General features: G+C 69.5%; 19 protein-coding genes. 5 read left to right on the top strand and 14 right to left on the bottom strand.

The window, feature by feature from the left end; translation table 11 throughout:
• Nucleotides 1-68 precede the first annotated feature (68 nt).
• Nucleotides 69-551, top strand: a complete 483-nt coding sequence (locus Aco04nite_RS17930) for a MarR family winged helix-turn-helix transcriptional regulator (protein ID WP_203836021.1) — start codon at nt 69-71, stop codon at nt 549-551.
• 51 nt (nt 552-602) lie between these two features.
• Here Aco04nite_RS17930 and Aco04nite_RS17925 read toward each other — a convergent pair whose 3' ends face one another.
• Both Aco04nite_RS17925 and Aco04nite_RS17920 read right to left on the bottom strand, forming a co-directional pair.
• A complete protein-coding gene (locus Aco04nite_RS17925; protein ID WP_212998369.1) occupies nt 603-1,556 on the bottom strand; it encodes an ABC transporter substrate-binding protein in 954 nt (317 codons plus the stop codon).
• A gap of 78 nt (nt 1,557-1,634) precedes the next feature.
• On the bottom strand, nt 1,635-2,195 hold the full coding sequence (locus tag Aco04nite_RS17920; RefSeq protein ID WP_212998368.1) for a TetR/AcrR family transcriptional regulator: 561 nt from the start codon (nt 2,193-2,195) through the stop codon (nt 1,635-1,637).
• A 149-nt stretch (nt 2,196-2,344) separates the two neighbouring features.
• On the opposite strand from Aco04nite_RS17920, the gene Aco04nite_RS49925 reads away from it, so the two are divergent.
• Entirely contained in the window at nt 2,345-3,496 is a 1,152-nt protein-coding gene (locus tag Aco04nite_RS49925; RefSeq protein WP_212998367.1) for an NAD(P)-binding domain-containing protein, read from the top strand.
• Here Aco04nite_RS49925 and Aco04nite_RS17910 read toward each other — a convergent pair.
• The 6 genes from Aco04nite_RS17910 to Aco04nite_RS17885 all read right to left on the bottom strand — a co-directional run bounded on the left by Aco04nite_RS17910 (nt 3,493) and on the right by Aco04nite_RS17885 (nt 10,133).
• Nucleotides 3,493-5,244, bottom strand: a complete 1,752-nt coding sequence (locus Aco04nite_RS17910; protein WP_212998366.1) for an ABC transporter ATP-binding protein — start codon at nt 5,242-5,244, stop codon at nt 3,493-3,495. The two genes, Aco04nite_RS49925 and Aco04nite_RS17910, sit on opposite strands and share 4 nt — an antisense overlap.
• A complete protein-coding gene (locus Aco04nite_RS17905) occupies nt 5,241-7,013 on the bottom strand; it encodes an ABC transporter ATP-binding protein (RefSeq protein WP_212998365.1) in 1,773 nt (590 codons plus the stop codon). Before Aco04nite_RS17905 ends, Aco04nite_RS17910 begins: the two co-directional genes overlap by 4 nt.
• 82 nt (nt 7,014-7,095) lie before the next feature.
• Entirely contained in the window at nt 7,096-7,548 is a 453-nt protein-coding gene (locus Aco04nite_RS17900; RefSeq protein ID WP_212998364.1) for a DUF5709 domain-containing protein, read from the bottom strand.
• Nucleotides 7,549-7,592: 44 nt separating this feature from the next.
• Nucleotides 7,593-8,717 (bottom strand): type III PLP-dependent enzyme, encoded by a 1,125-nt coding sequence (locus tag Aco04nite_RS17895; RefSeq protein ID WP_212998363.1) that lies wholly within the window; start codon nt 8,715-8,717, stop codon nt 7,593-7,595.
• Between the two features lie 298 nt (nt 8,718-9,015).
• Nucleotides 9,016-9,231, bottom strand: a complete 216-nt coding sequence (locus Aco04nite_RS17890) for a DUF397 domain-containing protein (protein ID WP_203836027.1) — start codon at nt 9,229-9,231, stop codon at nt 9,016-9,018.
• 50 nt (nt 9,232-9,281) lie between these two features.
• On the bottom strand, nt 9,282-10,133 hold the full coding sequence (locus tag Aco04nite_RS17885) for a helix-turn-helix domain-containing protein (RefSeq protein ID WP_244876079.1): 852 nt from the start codon (nt 10,131-10,133) through the stop codon (nt 9,282-9,284).
• A gap of 219 nt (nt 10,134-10,352) precedes the next feature.
• On the opposite strand from Aco04nite_RS17885, the gene Aco04nite_RS17880 reads away from it, so the two are divergent.
• Nucleotides 10,353-10,991 (top strand): GOLPH3/VPS74 family protein, encoded by a 639-nt coding sequence (locus Aco04nite_RS17880; protein ID WP_203836029.1) that lies wholly within the window; start codon nt 10,353-10,355, stop codon nt 10,989-10,991.
• A 62-nt stretch (nt 10,992-11,053) separates the two neighbouring features.
• Complete coding sequence (locus Aco04nite_RS17875; RefSeq protein WP_212998362.1) at nt 11,054-12,979, top strand: amino acid permease; 1,926 nt, start codon at nt 11,054-11,056, stop codon at nt 12,977-12,979.
• 162 nt (nt 12,980-13,141) lie between these two features.
• Here the strand turns inward: Aco04nite_RS17875 and Aco04nite_RS17870 are convergent, their stop codons facing one another.
• Both Aco04nite_RS17870 and Aco04nite_RS17865 read right to left on the bottom strand, forming a co-directional pair.
• Nucleotides 13,142-13,693: a hypothetical protein gene (locus Aco04nite_RS17870; protein WP_203836031.1), complete on the bottom strand. Its 552-nt coding sequence runs from the start codon at nt 13,691-13,693 to the stop codon at nt 13,142-13,144.
• A 278-nt stretch (nt 13,694-13,971) separates the two neighbouring features.
• Complete coding sequence (locus tag Aco04nite_RS17865) at nt 13,972-16,023, bottom strand: SGNH/GDSL hydrolase family protein (protein WP_212998361.1); 2,052 nt, start codon at nt 16,021-16,023, stop codon at nt 13,972-13,974.
• Nucleotides 16,024-16,089: 66 nt separating this feature from the next.
• On the opposite strand from Aco04nite_RS17865, the gene Aco04nite_RS17860 reads away from it, so the two are divergent.
• On the top strand, nt 16,090-17,952 hold the full coding sequence (locus Aco04nite_RS17860; protein ID WP_212998360.1) for a Xaa-Pro dipeptidyl-peptidase: 1,863 nt from the start codon (nt 16,090-16,092) through the stop codon (nt 17,950-17,952).
• Here Aco04nite_RS17860 and Aco04nite_RS17855 read toward each other — a convergent pair.
• From Aco04nite_RS17855 to Aco04nite_RS17840, 4 genes are read right to left on the bottom strand one after another with little or no spacing between them, the layout of a single operon-like run.
• Nucleotides 17,936-18,760 (bottom strand): hypothetical protein, encoded by an 825-nt coding sequence (locus tag Aco04nite_RS17855; protein WP_212998359.1) that lies wholly within the window; start codon nt 18,758-18,760, stop codon nt 17,936-17,938. The two genes, Aco04nite_RS17860 and Aco04nite_RS17855, sit on opposite strands and share 17 nt — an antisense overlap.
• Nucleotides 18,757-18,951, bottom strand: a complete 195-nt coding sequence (locus tag Aco04nite_RS17850; protein WP_212998358.1) for a hypothetical protein — start codon at nt 18,949-18,951, stop codon at nt 18,757-18,759. The genes Aco04nite_RS17855 and Aco04nite_RS17850 overlap by 4 nt, the downstream gene beginning before the upstream one ends.
• 3 nt (nt 18,952-18,954) lie before the next feature.
• A complete protein-coding gene (locus Aco04nite_RS17845) occupies nt 18,955-19,095 on the bottom strand; it encodes a hypothetical protein (protein WP_212998357.1) in 141 nt (46 codons plus the stop codon).
• Between the two features lie 56 nt (nt 19,096-19,151).
• Entirely contained in the window at nt 19,152-20,231 is a 1,080-nt protein-coding gene (locus tag Aco04nite_RS17840; protein WP_212998356.1) for an ABC transporter ATP-binding protein, read from the bottom strand.
• Nucleotides 20,232-20,234: the final 3 nt, after the last annotated feature.

Raw genomic sequence — 20,234 nt, 5'->3', positions numbered from 1 at the left:
CTTCAAGATTGAACTCAATGCGAGATCCGTCACTTTCGCAGGTGTTCCCGGGTCGTAGGCTTGCGGGTATGCAGCAGGAGCAGGAAGAGACCCAGTGGCTCGAGGGTGACGAGCGCGCCGCGTGGCTGGCGCTGGCGAGCCTCATCTTCAAGTTGCCGTCCGCGCTCGACGCCCAGCTCCTGCGCGACAACAACCTGACCCTGTTCGACTACATGGCGCTCAGCGGCCTCTCCATGACCGAGGGCCGCACGCTGCGGATGAGCGAGCTCGCGAGCATGGTCAACAGCTCGCTCTCCCGGCTGTCCAACGTCGTCAAGCGGCTCGAGACCCGCGGCCTGCTGCGCCGCGAGCCCGACCCGGAGAACGCCCGCTTCACCGTCGCCGTGCTCACCGACGCAGGCTGGGACCTCGTCGTCGCGGCGGCCCCGGGTCACGTGGCCGCCGTCCGCCGCTACGTGATCGACGGGCTGAGCAAGGAGCAGATCGAGGTGGTCCGCCAGGTCGGCTGTCAGGTCGCCCGCAACGTCGAGCAGAACCCGATCTCCTGCTGACCCGTCCGGTGCCGGCCCCTCTCGTGCCGGGCGGGCCTCTGCCCGCCGCGGCTACGGCAGCAGCTGGTCGAGCTGCGGCGTGCCGGTGAAGATGCCGTCCTCGGTGCCCAGGGTGGCGAGGCGCTGCAACGAGCCACGGTTGATGTCGTGCGGCCAGTTCGGCAGGATCATCGCGGTCCGCACGACGTCCGTGATCGGCGTGTAGGTCCCGATGATGTCGCGGACCTCATCCGGATGCGCGGCCGCGTAGGCGAGCGACTCGTCGATCGCCTCGGAGAACCGTTTGACGAGGTCAGGGTCCTTGCCGAGGAGGGCGGTCCCGGCGAAGTACAGCGCCACGGTCAGGTCCGGCGCCGTGTCGACGTAGTTCGACGCCACCACCTGAGATCCCTGGGTCAGGGCCTCGGACAGCTGCGGCTCCACCACCCAGGCGGCGTCGACCTTGCCGGCCTGCAGCGCCGCGGGCATCGCCGAGAACGGCATCGCCTCGAAATCGATGTGACCCGGGTCGCCGCCGTCCTTGCGTACCGACTGCCGGATGGTGGTGTCACCCAGGTTCTTCAGCGTGTTCACGGCGATCTTCCGGCCCGCCAGATCCTTGGCCGTCCGGATCGGGCTCCCGTCCCGCACCACGACGGCCGAGAAGTCCCGCCCCGCCCGACCGGTCGACGCCACCCCGTTGGCGACCGCCTTGAGCGGCGCACCCCCGGCCGTCGCCGCGATCAACGAGGTCGCGTTGCTGAACCCGAACGCGTACTTACCGCTCAGCACGCCCTGCACGATCGGCGCGCCGCCCTGCTCCGGCACCATGGTCAGCTCGATGCCCCGCTTCGAGAAGAACCCCTTGGCCTTCCCCAGGTACGCGGGAGCCACGTCCACGATCGGAATGACCCCGAGACTGATCCTGTCCGGCCCGGCCACCGGCGCCGGATCGTCCGACGAACACCCCGCCCCGGCAGCGAGCAGCAGCACAACACCGAACACGCCGAGGATCCGTTTGGTCACAGCGCCGCACGCTACCGTCCCCCACCTGCGGTGTCAGGCTGGCGGAACGGCCAAAGATCCCCGTCGAAGGGGCGGAAGTCAGCTCCGCGCCCGGATCCCGTCCAGCGCCATGGCGAGCACCCGGTCCCGCTGGGCCTCCTGCACGAAGTTCGCCCCGCTGACCCCGTTGACCAGGAACAGCACGTCGTCGAAGCTCACGTCACCCCGCGCGGCACCGGCCTCCTGGGCCCGCTCGAGCAACGGCCGCCCGGCAGTGTGGATGATGTCGCGGCACGTCACGAACATCGCCTCGTTGTGCGCGATCGCGTCGTAGACGGCCTTCTTGGTGGTCGCGTAACTGACGAACTGCCGCAACCACGTCTCCAGCGCCTCCCACGGATCCAGGTCGTCCCGCTCGGCGGCGACCCGGGCCAGCGCCTCGACCTCGTCGAGATAGACGGCCTCGAACAGATGCTGCCGGGTGGGGAAGTTCCGGTAGAGCGTGGCGATGTTGACCCCGGCCCGCCGCGCGACCCCCTCCAGCGAGGCCCCGGCGCCATCGGCGGCGAACACCTCCCGGGCAGCGTCGAGCAGCGCATCGAAGTTACGCCGGGCATCGGCCCGCTGCGGGCGGCGCACGGTGACGCGCGTTTCGGTCATCGCCCCTGATCTCCCTGCTCCTGCCGAACCCATACCCCTGCCCGTGCCGAACCCTGCTCCTGCCGGATTCTACGTTCTTGACAAACGCAGGGACCCCTTCGCTAAAGTCAAGGCACTCCTTGACTTGCGGGCACACCGAAGGACAAGACATGACCACGATCGGTTTCATCGGCAGCGGAAAGATCGGCGGCACGCTCGCGCGCCTGGCCGTGGACGCGGGCCACGACGTCGTGCTGAGCAACAGCCGCGGCCCGGAATCGCTGCGGGACCTGGCCGCCCAGCTCGGACCGCGGGCCCGCGCGGCAACGGTGGACGAGGCCGCACAGGCGGGGGACATCGTCGTGGTGACGATCCCGCTGAAGGCCTTCCCCGAGGTCCCCGCCGAACCCCTGCACGGCAAGATCGTCATCGACACCACCAACTACAACCCCGACCGCGACGGCCGCTTCGCCGGGATCGAGGACGGCACCACCACGGCCGGTGACCTGCTCCAGGAACACCTGCCGGAGTCGTACGTCGTCAAGGCGTTCAACAACATCTTCTTCAAGCACCTCGCCACCCTCGGCCGCCCGTCCGGCGCCCCCGACCGCAGCGCCCTGCCCATCGCCGGCAACGACCCCGCCGGCAAGGCAACGGTCACGGCCCTGCTCGACACCCTCGGCTACGACACCCACGACGCCGGCCCCCTCCCCGAGAGCCGCCGCTTCGCCCCCGGCACCCCGGCCCACCACGCCTACCTCAACCCGGCCGGCATGTTCACCGCCCCCGGCCGCCCCGCCCCCGCTCCGGTCCTAGCAGCCCTTCTCGCCGCCGCCCCCGCCCCCCACGACGACCATGCCGCCCATGCCGCCCATGCCGCCCACGACGGTCACGCCGCCCACGACGGTCCGGCGGTCTACGGGGCCACCGACGAGGAGCGCCGGCTCGTCGAGACGCTCTACCGCGCGGTCGGTGGCGAGCCCGACCTCCTCGACGACGTGCTCGCGCCCGGCTGGGAGGACATCCCCTCAGCCCCGGGCCAGCGTCCCGGCCCCGAGGGACTCAAGCCGATCATCGAGCAGTTCCACACGAGCTTCGCGGACGGCAAAGTCGTCCTGCACGACATCATCGGCTCGTCGGGCCGGGTAGCGGTCCGCGCGGAACTGACCGGCATCCACCGCGGCGAGTTCCTCGGCGTCCCCGCGACCGGCAGACCCAGCTCGATCACCATCCACGAGTTCCACCAGATCAACCACGGCCGCATCGTCCGCACCTGGCACCTCGAGGACCTCCACGGCTGGCTCCAGCAGGCGAAAAACTAGCGATAGGCGGCCTGTTGGAGGGTGTAGAGGCCGGCGTAGATGCCGTCGGCCGCCATCAGGTCGGCGTGGGTGCCGCGCTCGGTGATGCGGCCGGCGTCGAGGACCACGATCACGTCGGCCATGCGTACGGTCGTGAAGCGGTGGGAGACCAGAACCGTGACCGCACCGCGGTGCCGGGCCGTGTCGACCTGGGCGGCGAAGCGCAGGAACATCTCGTGCTCGGCGAGCGGGTCCAGGGCGGCGGACGGCTCGTCGAGCACCACGCAGACCGGGCCGGCCCGCATCAGGGAGCGGGCCAGGGCGAGCCGCTGCCACTGGCCCGTGGACAGCCCGGCCCCGTTGAGGAACGGCCCGAGCTGGGTCTCGAGTCCGTCCGGCAGCCGGCCCACCACCTCCGCGGCATCGGCGCGCTCCACGGCGTCGGTCACCGCGCCGGCGTCGTGGAGCCGCTGCACGTCGCCGATGCCGACCGCTTCCCGCACCGCCAGGTACGGCTCCGCGAAGTCCTGGAACACCGCCGCGACCCCGCGCTGCCATCCGGCCGGCTCGACGGTCACGCCGTCCGCCGTGATCGTCCCGGCGGTGGGTTCGTAGGTGCCGCACAGCAGTTTGACCAGTGTGGACTTGCCGGCGCCGTTCGCGCCGACCACCGCCATGGTCGTCCCGGCGGGCAGGTCGAGGTCGATGTCGTGCAGCGCGTCCTGCGCGACGCCCGGATACCGGAAGGCGACCCCGCTGAGCCGGATGCCCTCGCGCAGCCGCTCCGGTGGTGGCGCTGCCCGGAGCCGGAACCGCGACGCGTACGCGTTGAGCCAGAAGTAGTGCTCGGCGGCCTGCCCGCTGTCGGCCACCGTACTGACGCTGTCGAGGACCGCCCGCAGCTGGAAGAGCAGCTGGGTCGCGAAGGTGATCAGCAGGACAGCGTCGCCGGTGGTGGCCCGCCCCTCGCGGATCAGCGTGCCCACCGCCAGGATCGCCGCGAGCACCGCGCCGGAGTAGCAGAGCCAGCCGGCCGTCTGCACCGCAAGCCCCCGCAGCCGGGCCGTCGCCTCGCGCCGGGCAGCGGCCTCCCACAACTGCCGGGCCCGCCGGTCCAGTTCGTCACCGCTACCGTTGAGCAGCACCTCCGGCGTGTCGCTCAGGTTGTGCAGCTCCTGTTCGTGGCGCAGCAGTTCGGCCGCGTCGTCGCGGGCCTCGCGCAGGACGCGGTCCGCCCACCGGCTGGCGGGCAGCAGCGGGACGGCGACCACCGCCAGCAGCGCGAGCCACGGGCTGACCGCGATCAGCAGGCCGATGCTGAGCGCCAGCCCGGCCGTGGTCGCCACCGCGCCCAGCACCGCCCAGGGCAGCGCCGCGAGCGCCCCGCTGGTGCGCCGCAGCCGGTTGATCCGGTCCAGGTGCGGGGCGTGCTCGACGTGCACGACGGTCGGGATCTCCGCGACGGTCCGCTGGATCTCCTCGCTCAGCGCCAGGTCGGACCGCCCGTTGAGATAGATCATGATGTTGTTCTGCACCCGGCCGACCGCCGAGCCGGCACCGTACGCCAGCGCGCCGAGCACCACAGCGGCGGCCAGCGCCCCGCTGTTGTGCCCACCGGCGCTGTCGACCAGCAACCTCTGGCCGACACCGGTCGCCGCGACGACTCCGCCCTGCGCCACGATCAGAACGCCGAGCAGCACCGTGGCGCGCCGGTCCACCCGCCACGAGAGACCCGTGACATGTCGTAGCAACCGCCACCAGCCACTCATCGGGGACCGCCGAACGCCGACGCCTGCAGCGTGTAGAAGCGCGCATAGTCGCCGCCGAGCGCGAGCAACTCGTCGTGCGTCCCGTCCTCGGTGACCCGCCCGCCGCTGAGCAGCACGATCCGCCCGGCGGGCCGCACCGTGGAGAGCCGGTGCGAGATCAGGACGGTGGTGACCCCGTCGACCCGCTGCACCACCCGTTCGTGGAACTCCGCCTCGGCCCGGATGTCGAGGTGTGCCGTCGGTTCGTCGAGGACGAGCACCCGGCGCCCGGCCGTCGCGGCGTACAACGTGCGGGCGAGCGCCACCCGCTGCCATTGCCCACCGGAGAGATCCTGGCCGCCCGCACCCCGCTGCCACAGCGAGGTGTCCAGCCCGTCCGGCAGTCCGGCGAGCAGCTCCCCGGCACCGGCCCGCTCCAGCGCCTCCCGGACCGCGTCGTCACCACCGGAGAACTCGGGCGCCGCCAGGGCCACGTTGTCCCGCAGATTCATCGGATAGTGCACAAAATCCTGGAACAGCACGGAGAGCCGTCGCCGCCACCGCGCGACGTCCAGCTCGGCCAGATCGGTCCCGTCGACGGTGATCCGGCCCGACGTGGGCCGGTAGAGCCCGCCCAGCAGCTTCACGAACGTCGTCTTTCCGGCGCCGTTCTCGCCGACCACCGCCACCGTCTCACCCGGGTGCAGCGTCAGCGTCAACCCGTCCAGCACCGCCCGCGGCTCCCCCGGATAGCGGAACACCACGTCCTCGAACTTCACCACCGGCGGCCGGTCCGGCACCGCGGTCAGCTGCCCGCTCTTTCGTCCGTACGCCCGGACGAGCTCAGCTGCGGCCTCGGAGCCCCGCAACCCGTACTCGATGTCGTAGGCCTCGGGCCCCATCGCGGTGATCCGGAAGATCGCCCACGCGGCCAGCACGCAGGTGACCAGCTGTCCCGCGTCCAGCGATCCACCCAGCGCGGCCCGCCCCGGCACCGCCAGCGCCGCGGCTGCCGCTCCGGTCACGAGGATCAGCGTGATCCACTGCCGTCGCAGCACCGTCCAGAGCTGCCGCCACGCGGGCCCGTACGTCGCATGTCCGACAGCCCGGAACCGCATGGCGAGCCAGTGCCCGAGCCCGTACAGCCGGGTCTCCTTCGCCGCGTCGGAGACCGCCAGCTCGGAGAGGTGGAACAGCCGCCGTTGCCCGAGCAGGTCGGCGTCCAGGGTGTCGATGAGCCCGACCCACTGCCGGCGCACGATCATGCGTGCGACCAGCGAGACGGCCAGCAACAGCACGGCGAGCAGCGGGAAATAGGAGGCCAGCAGCACGGTTGCCCCGAGGGCCCCGGCCATCCGGAAGATCACGGCGAGCTGCCCCGCCGCCGCGGCCCCGGGGGAGCGTCGCCGCCCCAGCCCCCGCCCGTTGTCGACGGTGCGTGCGGCCCGGTCCCCGAACCCCGTGCTCTCGAGCACGTCCAGGCTGAGCCCGCCGGCGGTGAGCGCCCGCACGGTGGCCCGCAACCGCCCGTCGACCCGCGTGACCACGAGCCCGGCGACGAGATCCCGCACCAGCCAGACGGTCTGATCCACGAACAGCAGCCCCACCACGGCAACCGCGCTGGCAGCCACCGGCCCGGCGCCGCTCAGGTCGTTGATCAGCCGCCCGGTCGCGACGGCGCTGAGCAGCGGCACCACCGTGCCGAGCACGTGCAGCAGGACCAGCGCGGTGACCGCTGTGGCCCCTCCGGCGGAAAGCAGACGTAAGAGACGCAGGCGTGCGGCAGTCACGAGACCCCCTCAGCTGAGGAGGAATCGTCCCACGCGCGGGTGGCCCGTCGCTGCCCCGCGACGAGCCGCCCGCGCCGATGGGTCAGAGCCGGGGGCCGGTGCCCTGGCTGTCGGGGTCGTCGACGATGTGGATGGCGGCCTCCTCGGCGCTGGCGGCGCCGGAGTCGATGCCGGCGTCGTAGGCGACCGAGTCGGCCTCCTCGTCGGGGCCGAGGCCCTCGTCGTCGGCGATGAGGCGGCCCGAGCGGGGTTCGCTGTCGTCACCGCGGCGGATGAGCTCGTCCTCGTCGGTGTCGTCGTCGGCGTAGGGGTCGATGTCCGGCTCCTCCTCGCTGAGGAGCTGGTCGAGGGATTCGCCCTGGCGGGCCTCGGCGGCGGTGGTGCCGAAGCGGTCGGCGCCCGCGTACGCGTCGGCCGGTTCGTAGCCCACGTCCAGCGGGTCACCGACGCGGTTGTCGTCGAGCGTGTCCTTGGAGTCCAGGACGCCGTCGTCCTCCACGGCGTCCCACTCGTCTTCGCGGTCGTAGTCGGTCATAGGTTCTCCCCGGTCTCGGTCAACCCTGGGAGATTAGCGGGGTTCTAGATCATGACCACGCGGGGCGGCGCGAAACCGTTGAAGCGGGAGGCGTAGACGCTGGTGTAGGCGCCCGCGGAGCTGACGAGGAGCTCGTCACCCTCGCGCAGGTCGGCGGAGAGCAGGACGTTGCGGGCCCACGTGTCCTGGCTGTCACAGGTCGGCCCGGTGAGGTGGAAGCAGCGGCGCAGGCGCAGGCCCCGGGTGTCGTGGATCGGATAGTGAAGATTGCCACCGGACTCCAGGACCTCCATCAGGCCGTGGAAGACGCCCAGATCGGTGTGGGCCCACCAGCCGGACGGGCGTTCGGCGACGCCGATCACCCGGCAGCGGAACGTCCCGGCCTCGGCGACCAGGGCGCGGCCGGGTTCGGCGAAGACCTCGACGGGGTACGGCAGCCGCGCGATGCCCGCCGCGGCGACCCGGCCGAACAGTTCGAGGGCGGGCACCGGCTCGTCGTATCGGGCCGGGAACCCGCCGCCGATGTCGACCATCTGCAGCTTGATGCCCACCTGCGAGAGTCTTTCCATGATCGCCGCGACCTCACGCAGGGGCCGGTCGAGCGCCGCGGGGTGCAGCGACTGCGATCCCATGTGGAACGTCACGCCGTACGGCGTCAGGCCGAGCTCGCGGGCCTGGACGAGCAGGCTGACCGCGCCGGCCGCGTCCACACCGAATTTTCCCTCGCTCGGTACGACGCTGTCGTCCCCGGCGGTGATCAGGCGGGCGTAGACGCAGCTCCCGGGGGCCTCCTCGGCGACCCGGCGCACCTCCTCGTAGGAGTCGACGCTGAACCGGTAGACGCCGGCCTCCGCGGCCCGGGCGGTCTGCTCACGGGCCCGCACGGGGTTGCTGAAGAGCATGTCGTGGGGCTGGACGCCGGTCTCGCGGAGCAGGTCGACCTCCTGGACGGAGGCGACCTCGAAACCGGACCCGGCGTTGTGCAGGGTGCTGAGCACGCCGGGGTGGGTGTTGCACTTGGTCGCGTAGAACGCTCGGATGCCGGGGAAGGCCGTCCGGAAGCCGTCGAGAGCTGCGACGATGCGGCTGGCTCGCATCTCGAGCACGGGTCCGGGGTGGACGGCGCGGGTGGGTGCGGGAGTGGCGACGATGGCGGATGACTGGCGCAACGAAGGCCCCTTACGCTAAGTGGTCTCGTCAATGCGGAGAGTGCGCCATCAGTATGCACTCGATCGTCGATAAGGGCTATGACCTGCACGCATGGAGATCGAATTGGCATTGATCATCTGCAAATTGCAGCGAGGCCTGTACTGCAGTTCGGGGCGCCCCCGGCAGGAGGCGCCCCGAATGCATTGTGCGAAGCTCCTGATCAGGGGCTTTGCACTATCTTAAATTGGATCTTGGAGCTACGGGAAGTTTACCTAGCGTATCTACTTCCCGTCTGTGCGTGCCGATCGGTAACGTCTCTCAGCGGTTGATATCAAACTCGCCGTCCTTGGCCGAGTTCAAGAACTCGGACCAATGCGCCGGGTTGAAGACGAGAGCGGGACCCGAAGGGTTCTTGCTGTCACGCACGGCAACAGCTGTGTCGAGGATTGCGACCTCGACACAGTTGTTGCCGCCGTTTCCGTTGCTGCGACTGCTCTTTTTCCAGACGGCAGCGTTGAGATGATGCGTCGACATGACCACACACCTCCCTTCGATATGCGATTGTGCGTGCGTACGTCAGCCTCCTACGCGCGTAGGAGGCTTTCGATCATCTTAAGGGTCAACCTGGGTTCCAGTGCCCTTGTGCTCAGTCGCTCGAACTCCGCACGGTAACGGGCGACCTCTGAATGTTGCTCTTCGTAGAGGTCGCCCGCAAGCCCCTCCAAGTAAACTACATCCAAATGAGTGGTCTCGCGGAACTCCAAAAGTGCTGCTGAGCCACCAAGGAACGGGTGTTCTCCGGCATCGAACGGCAGGACCTGCAATGTCACGTTGGGTAATTTAGCCATATCGATGAGATGGCGAAGTTGGTCGTCCATCACCTCGGGTCCGCCTACGGAGCGTCGCACCACCGACTCGTCGATGATCGCCGTGAGCTCGAGCGGATTCGCCCCGCTGAGCCGGCTCTGCCGCTTGAGCCGCAGCGCGACCCGCCGATCCATCTGCGCCGGCGGATCCCAGGAGCGCCCGGTCCGCATCAACGCCCGGATATATGCCTCGGTCTGGAGCAATCCAGGCACGATGATGGGTTCCCAGGCGCGCAGTGACGACGCCTCGGCCTCGAGGCCGACAAAGTTGCCCGGCCGCATGATGTCCCGGTAGTCGGTCCACCAGGTCTTCTGCTTCGACGAGCGAGCCAGCTCGAGCAGTGCTTCCCGATACTGTTCGTCATCTATCCCGTAGAGGGTCAGCAGGTCACGGACGTCACGAGGGGTGACCGCGACCCGCGCCGTCTCGATGCGCGTGACCTTCGCGGCGTGCCACTCGAAATGCCGCGAGACGCTTTCCTGGGTCAGCCCCGCGCGCTCGCGACAACGTTTCAACTCCGTCCCCAAACGGCGTCGGCGCAGCGTGGGTCCCTCGTCTGTGGACACCATGACTCCCTCGATCTTGAGGCGTCGATACCCGGCCTACTGACACCCATGATCCATGGTGGACATCACGAGTGGATTCCGAGTCTAGTACTTCTTGCATTGACCTCGGAGGTGGGTACATGATGCTTCCGACAGCGAGTTATTGCCTTCTATACAGGTAGTTGCCTCGTCGACAAATCGCGTCGATGTTGTCCTGTCGATGTTGTCCTAAGGAGTGGCGGCGTGCTGGCTGACCAGTTCTTCCTGATCGCACATGAGGACCGTACCGGCCGGTCACGTCTGCATCCCCGGGCCACCGGCCTGGGGCTCGCCGCCGCCCTGTTGGGTGAGCTAGTGCTCGAAGGCCGGCTACGCATCTTCGACGGTGACTTGCGCATCGAGAGTCGTCAACCACCCAGGGACTCGTTGTCGCATTCTGTACTCGAACTGCTCATCGCTCAGCCGCAGCATCGCGATGTCCGAACCTGGCTCGCGTATCTGTCGCAGGATGCGCCGGAACGGGTAGGGGAGCGGCTGATGCGTTCCGGTGCGGTGGAATCGGTGACTCGCCGGCGGATGCTTTCGACCCATACCTTCTACATGCCCAATAATGAGGCGCAGCGTAACGCGGCGGCCTGGGCGCCGATGCGACTGGCCAACATCATGGTCCGTGGCCTGGAGATGTCGACCAGCGACCGGCTCCTCGCCGGTCTGGTCGTCGCGACCGGGCTCACCCGGTTCGTGCTGTGGGACTTCGAGGTCCACCGGCAGGCCCTCACCCAGCTGCCCACCGCCATCGGGTCGCTGCCCGAGGATTTTCGTCAGCTCATCGAGCACACCGAGTCGTCCGTCGGTTCCGTGCTCGCCGTCGGTAGGCGGTGAGTCCGGTCGGTCGTCATCACCGCCGGCGGGACAACTTCGATCAATGGGCTGGGAGGCTCTTGATGGCGCGTAAGGACTCGTCCGAGCCGGACATCGTTTCGACCGCTCTGGCCCGGAACCGGCTCGGCGTTCCTTCGGTGTTCTTCTTCGGCGTGGCGGGTGCCGCACCGCTCACCGTGGTGATCGGAGCCATCACCACCATCTACGCGGTGGTCGGCAACACCGCTGTCCCGGTGGTCTACCTCGTCGTCGCGGCGATCCTGTCGATCTTCACGGTCGGGTTCGTCGCGATGAGCCGGCACATCGTCAACTCCGGGGCGTTCTACTCGTACATCAGCCACGGGCTGGGGCGCATTCCGGGGGTCGGGGCCGCGTTCGTCGCACTCCCCGCGTACGCGTTGATGCAGATCGGCCTGTTCGGTCTGTTCGGGGTGGTCGCCTCGGGGGTTCTCGGCGGGCTCGGCATCACGGCCGGCTGGTTCACCTGCGCGATCGTGGCGTGGGTGCTGGTCTCGGTGCTCGGCCTGCTCTGGATCGACCTCAGCGGCAAGGTGCTCGCCGTCCTGCTGGTCCTCGAGATCGTCATCGTGCTGATCTACGACGCGGTGATGGTCGCGAACCCGGCCACCGGTTCGGTCGACTTCTCGACCCTGAACCCCGTGCAGGTCTTCACGCCCGAGGTCGCGGCCATGATGGTGCTCGCCATCGGCGGCTTCGTCGGGTTCGAGGCCACGGTCGTGCTCTCGGAGGAGGCGAAGGACCCGAAGAAGACGATCGCCCGGGCGACGCATCTCGCGGTCATCCTCGCCGGTCTGCTCTGCGGCCTCTCCGCGTGGGCGATGTCGGTCGGCGCCGGTCCCCGCACCATCGTCGCCGCCGCGAAGGCCGATTCGACCGACCTGATCTTCAACCTGGTCAGCCCGCACGTGCCCGAAGCGCTGATCAACATCGGCTACGTGCTGTTCATGACGAGTATCTTCGCCGCGCTGCTCGCCTTCCACGCGGCGGTGTCCCGCTACCAGTTCGCCCTCGGCCGCGAAGGGGTGCTGCCCCGGGCCTGGGGATACACCCACCCGCGGACCGGGGCGCCGATCGTCGGCTCGGTCACCCAGAGCGTGCTGGCCCTGGTCGTGCTGGTGATCTACCGGCTCACCGGTGCCGACCCGCTGGTCTACCTGTTCGCGTGGCTGACCGTGGTCGGCGGGCTGGGTGTGCTCATCCTGATGTGGAGCGCATCCGCGGCGGTGGTGATGTTCTTCGTCCGGCACCGTCACCAGGAGAACAAGTGGCGCGCCAAGGTCGCCCCGATCACCGCGTTCGTGCTGCTCAGCGTGATCCTGGCGGCGACGGTCTACGGGCTCGGTGACCTGCTGCAGGTCGAGTCGGGGTCGATCTACCACTGGCTCTTCCCGACCGGGTACCTGCTCTTCGCGCTCTTCGGCTTCGGCTGGGCGATGGCGATGCGGGCGGGCCGGCCGGAGGTGTACGCCGCGATCGGCCGGGGCACCGAGGGCCGGGCCCTGGCGGATGCCCCGCGGGTCAAGAACAGCAACTCGGGCTCGCATCCGGAGGCGCTCAGTGCCCGCGCGATGCTGGCCGCCGGCCGGGAGATGCAGCAACAGCAACAGCAGCAACCGGTGCCGGGCCAGCTCCAGCCGGGCCAGTCACCTCAGGACCAGCCACATCAGGGCCCGTCACATCAGGGCCAGCCGCCGCAGCCGGGACAGTATCCGGGCCAGTCGTATCCGGGCCAGTCCTATGAAGGCCAGTCGTATCCGGGCCAGTCCTACCAGGGCGGTTCGTATCCGGACCAGCCGTATCAGCAACAGCCGCCGTACCAGGACCAGCCCCAGCCGTATCCGGAGCAGTCACCCTGGGAACACCCCGGCCCGCCGGCGCCGTCCGGACCACCGCCGCAGGCGCAGTGGGAGGGCTCGCCCGAGCCGTCGCGCTGGGAGACCCCGCCGGAGCCGTCGCGCTGGAAGTAGAGCTTGACTCCGTTGGAACACGCCGAACCGCCCGCCGGTCCCGACACGAAAGGAGATCTCCGTGCCGACCGGGATCCGCCAGCCCCCCAAGAGCTCGGATCCGGTCGAAGCGGCGGGCGGTCAGCGGCGTGTTCATGCCTGCGGTGGTGGGGCCTGAGGGGGTCAGGCCGCCTGGGGGAACTGGTAGATCCAGAACTGCTGGGCGTCCATCATCTCGGCCTCGCAGTTACCGGAGAAGCGGTGCAACATGATCCGGATGACCCGGCTCATCTTGCGGATCTCGTCGTTGTGGCCGCAGAAGTCGAGGCCGATGATGCCGTTCTGCGCCGCCGCGAACAGGTACATCGCCTCCACCAGGTCGGAGAAGGACGAGTTCGCGCGGCCGGTCGGCAGTACGGCCACGAAGCCGCAGTACCAGATCTTGTGCTGGGCGTAGAGCTCCGGCCACCGCTTCTCGAAGTACTGCGGTGAGATCAGCGGCATCGCGTCGAGGTCGTTGGTGTAGGTCGACATCCCGACCAGGGTGCCCTCGTCGTCGAGGCTCAGGTACTTCTGCACCCGTCCGTCCCGCATGACCTCGTCGAACTCGTTCTGGAACATGAGGTGACGCTGGACCGCCAGGGCGTTGAGGCCCCGGAACGATTCCTCGTACATCTTCCACGCGGTCTCGATGAGCTCGTCGTCGTTGATCTGCTCGACAACCTTGATAACCATGCGATGCTCCCCGATGCGCTGAAGGGTTCAAGCCGATCGATGGGCTGTGTGCCATCAGCGTACGGAGAGTGATTCGCAGATTACAAGCAGTGATTTATGCCAAGGTCAACGTGTCCTGAAATGACCGGGACGGCGATCTCCGTCCGCATGAATGCGCTGTTCACGGCGCGCACGGCGCGGCTAGCGATCGCATCCCTTTCGGACGGTCGCACGGGGGTGTCGGCGGGGTCAAGCGTCCAAGCCCCGGAGTCCAGTCCTCGTGACCGAAATCGATCAGCCTATTTGATCTTTGGCCCGGGACCGGCCGCCGTGGAGGAGTCGTTTTCGATCTTCTGCGGGCCGATTTCGCTTCGCTCAGCGTCCTTCTCCCGGGGTTTCGGCGGGGTCGCAACCAAGGTCGAATCCACGGCGGAGTGATGTCTGCGATCGCCGAAGAAGGCCACGGCGGCGAGCCAGATGCCGGCCAGCGCGACCAGCCCCATCCATCCCTCGGTGAGCAGCATGGTCCCGACCTGACCCTTGGCCCACTGCATCCCGCGCGGGCGGCACCCGGCCGGGCTGGTGTCGAGCACGTCGCACGGCGGTTCGACCCGCGGCACCGCGGCCTCGGTCACCGCGACCTCCGCCGGGAACGCGGTCAGCCTCGGCCGGAGCACGTCCAGGTCCTCGGGTAGCCAGCTCTCGAACGCCTGCAGCATCGCCGTGTGTCCCCGCTCGTTCGGGTGCAGGCTGCTGTGCGACCAGTTCTTCGGGTTGAACCGCTGCTCAGCGATGCCGCGCACGGAGCGGACCCCGATGAAGTTGAGCCCCGGCCGGCCCTGGTTACGGGGGTCGCACAGCTGCAGGTGCGCGTCGGCGAGCGCCGACTCCATGCCGCCGAGATAGTAGAAGCCGAACTCGTTCGCGGTCTGCGCCACCATCGCGTTCAGCCCGCCGGTCACGAACTCGTGCAGGAAGAGCCGCTCCCGTGCGGTGAGCGAGACGTCGTCGCAGCGTCCGTCCAGGTCGATCGGATCCGGGTACGGCACGACCACGATGGGCGTACGCGGAAACAGTCTGTCGAGTTGCCGATAGGTGTCCCGCAACCCGGCCCGCACCTGGGGCAGGGCGTCGGTCCACAAGCGGGACTCGTCGTCGCAGTTGGCCGGGGCCAGGCACATCAACCCGATCGTGGAGAACCCCGCGTCGTTGCCCCCGATCCCGGCGACCACGAGACTGGGTGTGTAATCGGGGCCGTAGTCGTGCAGGTAGCGGTCGAGCTGCGTACCCGTCTCCCCGGTCTGTGGCTCCGGAGCCGGCGCACCTGAGCGCACGGGCAGCGTACCCGTCTGAACGTTAACGGTCTTGGCGCCGGAGCAGGCGAGGAACTCCACCCGGCCGAACGGGCGCTGCTGCCCGGCCATCGCCGACCAGGCGGTGGGGGAGCGGCGGCACTGGTTGCCCCCGCCCTCGTCGGTGCCCCGGTAGTAGGTGGACGCACCCTCCCCGGACATGTACGAGTCCCCGAGCGACACCAGCAGCCGCTGCCCGTCGCGCCGCGGTTGCAGCTGCGCGGGCTGATCGGCGGGCAGCGGCGTCACCCCGAGCAGGGCGATCACTGCCATCGCGAACGCGATGTCGGCCTGCGTCGTCGAGGTCATCGCGACCACCAGAAGCGACAGCACCACGATCGCGCCGAGCAGCCACGGCGAGCGGGTCAGCCACCACATCAGCGCGACCGCGGCCAGGTAGAGCACCAAACCTGCGAGCCCCACCCGCAGCCGGTGCGGGGACGGCCCCGCGCACAGCCGCCGCACGGCCACCTCGGAGAACACGGCCAGCCCGACCGGGAGCAGCGCGAAGCAGGCCAGCCCCAGCAACGCCAGCTCGAGCACCACCCAGGCCGTTCCCTCGCCGCCGCCGAGCACCAGCACGCCGACCAGGGCGAGGACCGCGCCCACACCGAGCAGCGCGAGCGCCAGCACCAGCCGCCGCTCCTCGCTCAGCGGGCCCTGCCGCAGCCAGGTGACCCCGGTGCCGGCCAGGAAATACAGCACCAGGATCCCGAGCAGGGCCGTCCCGGCGCTGTGCCACACCAGGAAGGCGGCCACGAGCGCCACTGCCACCACGATCAGGACCATGGCCGTACGCCGGGAGATCAGCCACTGGTGGTGATCGAGGCTGTCGAGGTACTGCCCCCGGATCCAGAGCGTCGCCGCGACCACGAACAGCGTGAAGAACAACTGCAGGGTCAGCGACGGCGCCCCCGAACGGGCAAAGCCGAGCAGCAGCGTCAGTGTCACGGCGACAACCACCGTACGACGACCGGCGCCATGATCCGTACCGGTCATCTCGGTCTCTCCCGCAGGTGGTTTCCGGAGGCGTCAACGAATCGACGCCGAACGATAGGGTAGGGCATGCGATCTGTCCTACGTGGGGTACGGCTCCTGGCCGTCTCCGTATCAATCGCCACGATCCTTCCCGCGACGGTGGCCGCGGCGGCCGCTCCTGGAGCGACACCCGGCACGCAGCCCGTCTACGACTACACCCAGGCGATCCGCGAGCAGGTCTGGGTGCAGGTCCCGACCGACAGTGACAACGACGGGCAGCCCGACCGGGTGGCGGTGCGCATCATCCGCCCGCGTGAGTCCGGCCCGGACCTCAAGGTGCCGGTCATCTTCCAGGCGAGCCCGTACTACGCCGGTCTCAACGACGTTCCCAACCACGACGACGTGGACCGCGACGGCTCCGATGCGTTGCGCAGCGCCGATCCCGGCACCGACCGGGCCGAGTCCATCGTGTTCTCCGGTTACCTCGACAACTATTTCGTGCCGCGCGGCTACGCGGTGGTGTTCGCCGACAGCCTCGGCAGCGGCGGCTCGACCGGCTGCCCGACCTCCGGCGGCCGCAACGAGACCCTGGGCATGAAAGCGGTCGTCGACTGGCTCAACGGCCGCGCCCGCGGCGTCGACGCCACCGGTGCCGCCGCCCGCGCGAGCTGGTCCACCGGCCACACCGGCATGATCGGCGTCTCCTACAACGGCACCCTGCCCAACGCCGTCGCCGCGACCGGCGTGCGCGGCCTCGACACGATCGTCCCCATCGCGGGCATCTCCAGCTGGTACGACTACTACCGCGCGAACGGTGGTGTCGTGGCTCCGGGCGGCTACCAGGGCGAGGACACCGACGTGCTCGCCAAGGCGGTGCTGACCCGCGAGAATCCCGAGGTCTGCGCCGACGTCATGACGCGGATCGAGCAGGATCAGGACCGGGTCACCGGCGACTACAGCCGTTTCTGGGCCGAGCGCGACTACGTGCGCGACGCCGGCAAGGTCCGTGCGAGCGTCTTGCTGGTCCACGGCCTGCACGACGACAACGTCCGCACCGGGCAGGCCGGTCAGTGGTGGGACGCGCTCGCCCGCAACCGCGTCCCGCGCAAGATCTGGCTGCACCAGGCAGGCCACACCGACCCCTTCAACGTACGCCGTGACGTCTGGCTCAATACCCTGAACCGCTGGTTCGACCAGTGGCTCCGCGGTGTCGACACCGGCATCATGAACGAGCCGATCGCCGACGTGGAGGTGGCCCCGAACGTCTGGCGCACCTCGAGGACCTGGCCCGTGCCCGGCACGAAGGCGACCACGTTCTCGCTGACCGGCTCCGGCGCCCTCACCCGCGGCCCGGCGCGACCGGGAGCGCGGGAGTCCTTCGTCGACAACCCGTCGCGTACGGCCGAGGACCTCGCCGCCGACGGCACGGTCGCCGACCCGAACCGCCTCGCGTACCTCTCGCAGCCGTTGATCAGGGAGACCCGCCTCTCGGGCACGCCGACGATCACGCTGCGCGCCGACCTGGCCGGCAAGTCGCCCTATCTGACGGCGTTGCTCGTGGACTACGGCACCGCCGACCGGTACGCGGGCCTCCGCAGCCTGCCCACCCAGGACTGCGTCGGCCCCGGCATCCCGGGCGACCCGGGCTGCTTCGCCCAGCGCGAGTACGTCACCACGTCCACGCCGTCGGAGATCGTCACCCGGGGCTGGCTCGACACCCGCAACCGCCGTTCCCCGTCGGTCACCACCGCGGTCCAGCCCGGAAAGCCCTACACGTTCACGTGGGACCTGCAGACCGAGGACCACGTCTTCGCCCCCGGCCATCGCATCGGCGTGATCATCCTCAGTACCGAACGCGACCACACCCTGCGCTACCCGGCAGGCACCCAGGTCGGCGTCCGCACCGGCGTCTCCTCGGTGGTCCTGCCGCTGGTCAACGGCGGGCGGTGAACTCCATCCGCAGCGAGTCGTTCTCGGTCAGCACGACGACGCGGCCCGGGGCGGTGGTGATGAAGAAGTACCGGTCACCTGAGCGTTCCAGCATGTAGAGGCCGCGGTATTCGAACTGGTAGGCGGCCTGGGGGTCGAGCGTCACCGTGCGGGTGACCCCCGGGCCGGCCAACCGCAGATCCTTGGCGCTGAACACGACGACCGCGGGCAGCTGGCCCGGGTCGGCGGCGAAGTCCCGGCCGAACGCCTCGCCGGTGGTGCGGGCCACCCGTTCGGTGCACCAGAAGACGGCGAGGGCCAGCAGGATCACCGCGATGACCCGGGTCGGCATCGGCCACGGGTCGGTGTCGCTGCGGGCCTGGCGCACGGACCGGCCGTACCGCGCGAGCAGCACCGACGCGGTGAGGGTGACCGGCATCGCGTACCCGGCGACCGGTGTTGCCAGCAGAATCAGGGCGACCACCGCCAGCGGCACCCACGCCAGGCCGAGCAGCCGGGCCGCGCCCAGGACCGTGCGCTCGGGGAGCCGCTCGATCGCCGGCGCCACCCACCGCAGATGCGCCTGATAGCCGACGAGGACCACCGCCAGCAACAGGATCAGCGGCAGGAACAGCACGTTGAGGCTCTTGAGAACGTAGTCCGTGGTGGTGAGACTCAGCGCCGACACGTCGAAGCCCAGCGCCCGAGCCTGGAACCGCGTCCGCACCCACCCGAAGTAGTACAGCACCGCGGTCACGGCAGCGACCACCACACCGACATCGGCCAGCAACCGCACCAATGGCGACTCCACCGCCCGGGGCTGCGTCATGGGTCGTAGGTGAATTCCGTGGTGCCGAAGATGCCCCACGGCCAGCCGAGTACGAAGACCCAGATCGGCCCGTCGGAAGTGCCGGCCGGCACGGTCATGGTGGCTTCGGTGCCGTTCGTGCGGACGCCGTGATCGTGGAGATCCCAGGAGATCACTGCGTCGGCGGGCAGGTTCTCGCCGATCAGGTGCACCTCCTAGCCGCCCTCCACCGGGCCGTGATCGGGTTCGAGCCGCAGCAGCCGTGGGCATGCCGGTCTGACCGCCGGGCCCTGGCCCTCGCGCACGAAGCGGGCCGACGGGTTGCCGCGGTGCGCGGTGACCAGGTCCCGGAGCATGGCCGCCTCGATCGGCAGGTCCGGGCGCTGTCGGCGTTGCGACGTCCCGGCAGGTATCAGGCGAGGGCCAGGCCGGTCTCCGGGTCGTAGAAGCGCAGTGCGGCGGCGGGAAGGTCGAGGCGGAGGCGGTCACCCGGGGCCACGCGGACGCCCGGGCCGGTCTGCACCTTCAGCTCGCCACCTGCCCAGCGTACGGTCAGCAGGATGGCCGACCCGGTCGGCTCGGCGACCTCCACCTCGGCCTCGACCCCCTCCTGGGCCCGGTCCTGGGTGATCGGGGTGATCGTGATGTTCTCCGCCCTGATGCCGGCCAGGACCTTTTTGTCGTTCCAGGCGGCGAGGGAGGCGGGAGCGGGCACGGACTGATCGTCGACGACCAGGTTGCCGTGGTGGACGGTGGCGGTGAAGAAGTTCATCGGGGGTGCGCCGAGGAAGCCGCCCACGAAGCGTTCTCCGGGGTGGTCGTAGACGTCCATGGGCGCGCCGATCTGGGCGATGCGGCCGTCGCGCATGACCGCGACCCGGTCGCCCAGGCTCATCGCCTCGGCCTGGTCGTGGGTGACGTAGAGGGTGGTGGTGCCGAGCCGGGCGACGATCTTCTTGAGCTCGGCGCGGAACTGCAGACGCAGCAGGGCGTCGAGGTTGGACAGCGGTTCGTCCATCAGCAGGACGTCGGCGTCGACCGCGATGGCCCGGGCGACCGCGACGCGCTGGCGCTGACCGCCGGAGAGCTGGGCCGGGTGCCGGTCCAGGTAATCGGTCAGGTCGAGCAGCTCGGCCGCCCGCTCGACGCGGGTGTTCCATTCCGCCTTGCCGACCTTCTGCATGGTCAGGCCGAAGCCGATGTTCTGGCGGACCTTCAGGTGCGGGAAGATGGCGTACGACTGGAAGACCATCGACAGCCCCCGCTCGCGGGCCGGGAGCCGGGTCACATCGCGCCCGCCGATGCTCACCGTCCCGCTGTCGGGGGTTTCCAGCCCGGCCACCATGCGCAGCAGCGTCGTCTTGCCGCAGCCGCTCGGGCCGACCAGCACGACGAATTCCCCGTCGGCCACGTCCAGGGAGATGTCGTCGGTCGCGCGCCGGTTGCCCGACGGGTACGTCTTCACCAGGTTGGTGACGGTCACTGCGGCCATGCG

This window comes from Winogradskya consettensis, assembly GCF_018332715.1.
Lineage (GTDB): Bacteria > Actinomycetota > Actinomycetes > Mycobacteriales > Micromonosporaceae > Actinoplanes > Actinoplanes consettensis.
This window is presented reverse-complemented; position numbering and strand designations above follow the sequence as displayed.

Excerpts from the sequence above, each read along its gene's own strand:
- Aco04nite_RS17930 (WP_203836021.1), top strand. The coding sequence starts at position 69 with ATGCAGCAGGAGCAGGAAGAGACCCAGTGGCTCGAGGGTGACGAGCGC.
- Aco04nite_RS17920 (WP_212998368.1), bottom strand. The coding sequence starts at position 2,195 with ATGACCGAAACGCGCGTCACCGTGCGCCGCCCGCAGCGGGCCGATGCC.
- Aco04nite_RS49925 (WP_212998367.1), top strand. The coding sequence starts at position 2,345 with ATGACCACGATCGGTTTCATCGGCAGCGGAAAGATCGGCGGCACGCTC.
- Aco04nite_RS17910 (WP_212998366.1), bottom strand. The coding sequence starts at position 5,244 with ATGAGTGGCTGGTGGCGGTTGCTACGACATGTCACGGGTCTCTCGTGG.
- Aco04nite_RS17900 (WP_212998364.1), bottom strand. The coding sequence starts at position 7,548 with ATGACCGACTACGACCGCGAAGACGAGTGGGACGCCGTGGAGGACGAC.
- Aco04nite_RS17890 (WP_203836027.1), bottom strand. The coding sequence starts at position 9,231 with ATGTCGACGCATCATCTCAACGCTGCCGTCTGGAAAAAGAGCAGTCGC.
- Aco04nite_RS17885 (WP_244876079.1), bottom strand. The coding sequence starts at position 10,133 with ATGGTGTCCACAGACGAGGGACCCACGCTGCGCCGACGCCGTTTGGGG.
- Aco04nite_RS17875 (WP_212998362.1), top strand. The coding sequence starts at position 11,054 with ATGGCGCGTAAGGACTCGTCCGAGCCGGACATCGTTTCGACCGCTCTG.
- Aco04nite_RS17870 (WP_203836031.1), bottom strand. The coding sequence starts at position 13,693 with ATGGTTATCAAGGTTGTCGAGCAGATCAACGACGACGAGCTCATCGAG.
- Aco04nite_RS17865 (WP_212998361.1), bottom strand. The coding sequence starts at position 16,023 with ATGACCGGTACGGATCATGGCGCCGGTCGTCGTACGGTGGTTGTCGCC.
- Aco04nite_RS17860 (WP_212998360.1), top strand. The coding sequence starts at position 16,090 with ATGCGATCTGTCCTACGTGGGGTACGGCTCCTGGCCGTCTCCGTATCA.
- Aco04nite_RS17855 (WP_212998359.1), bottom strand. The coding sequence starts at position 18,760 with ATGACGCAGCCCCGGGCGGTGGAGTCGCCATTGGTGCGGTTGCTGGCC.
- Aco04nite_RS17845 (WP_212998357.1), bottom strand. The coding sequence starts at position 19,095 with ATGCTCCGGGACCTGGTCACCGCGCACCGCGGCAACCCGTCGGCCCGC.
- Aco04nite_RS17840 (WP_212998356.1), bottom strand. The coding sequence starts at position 20,231 with ATGGCCGCAGTGACCGTCACCAACCTGGTGAAGACGTACCCGTCGGGC.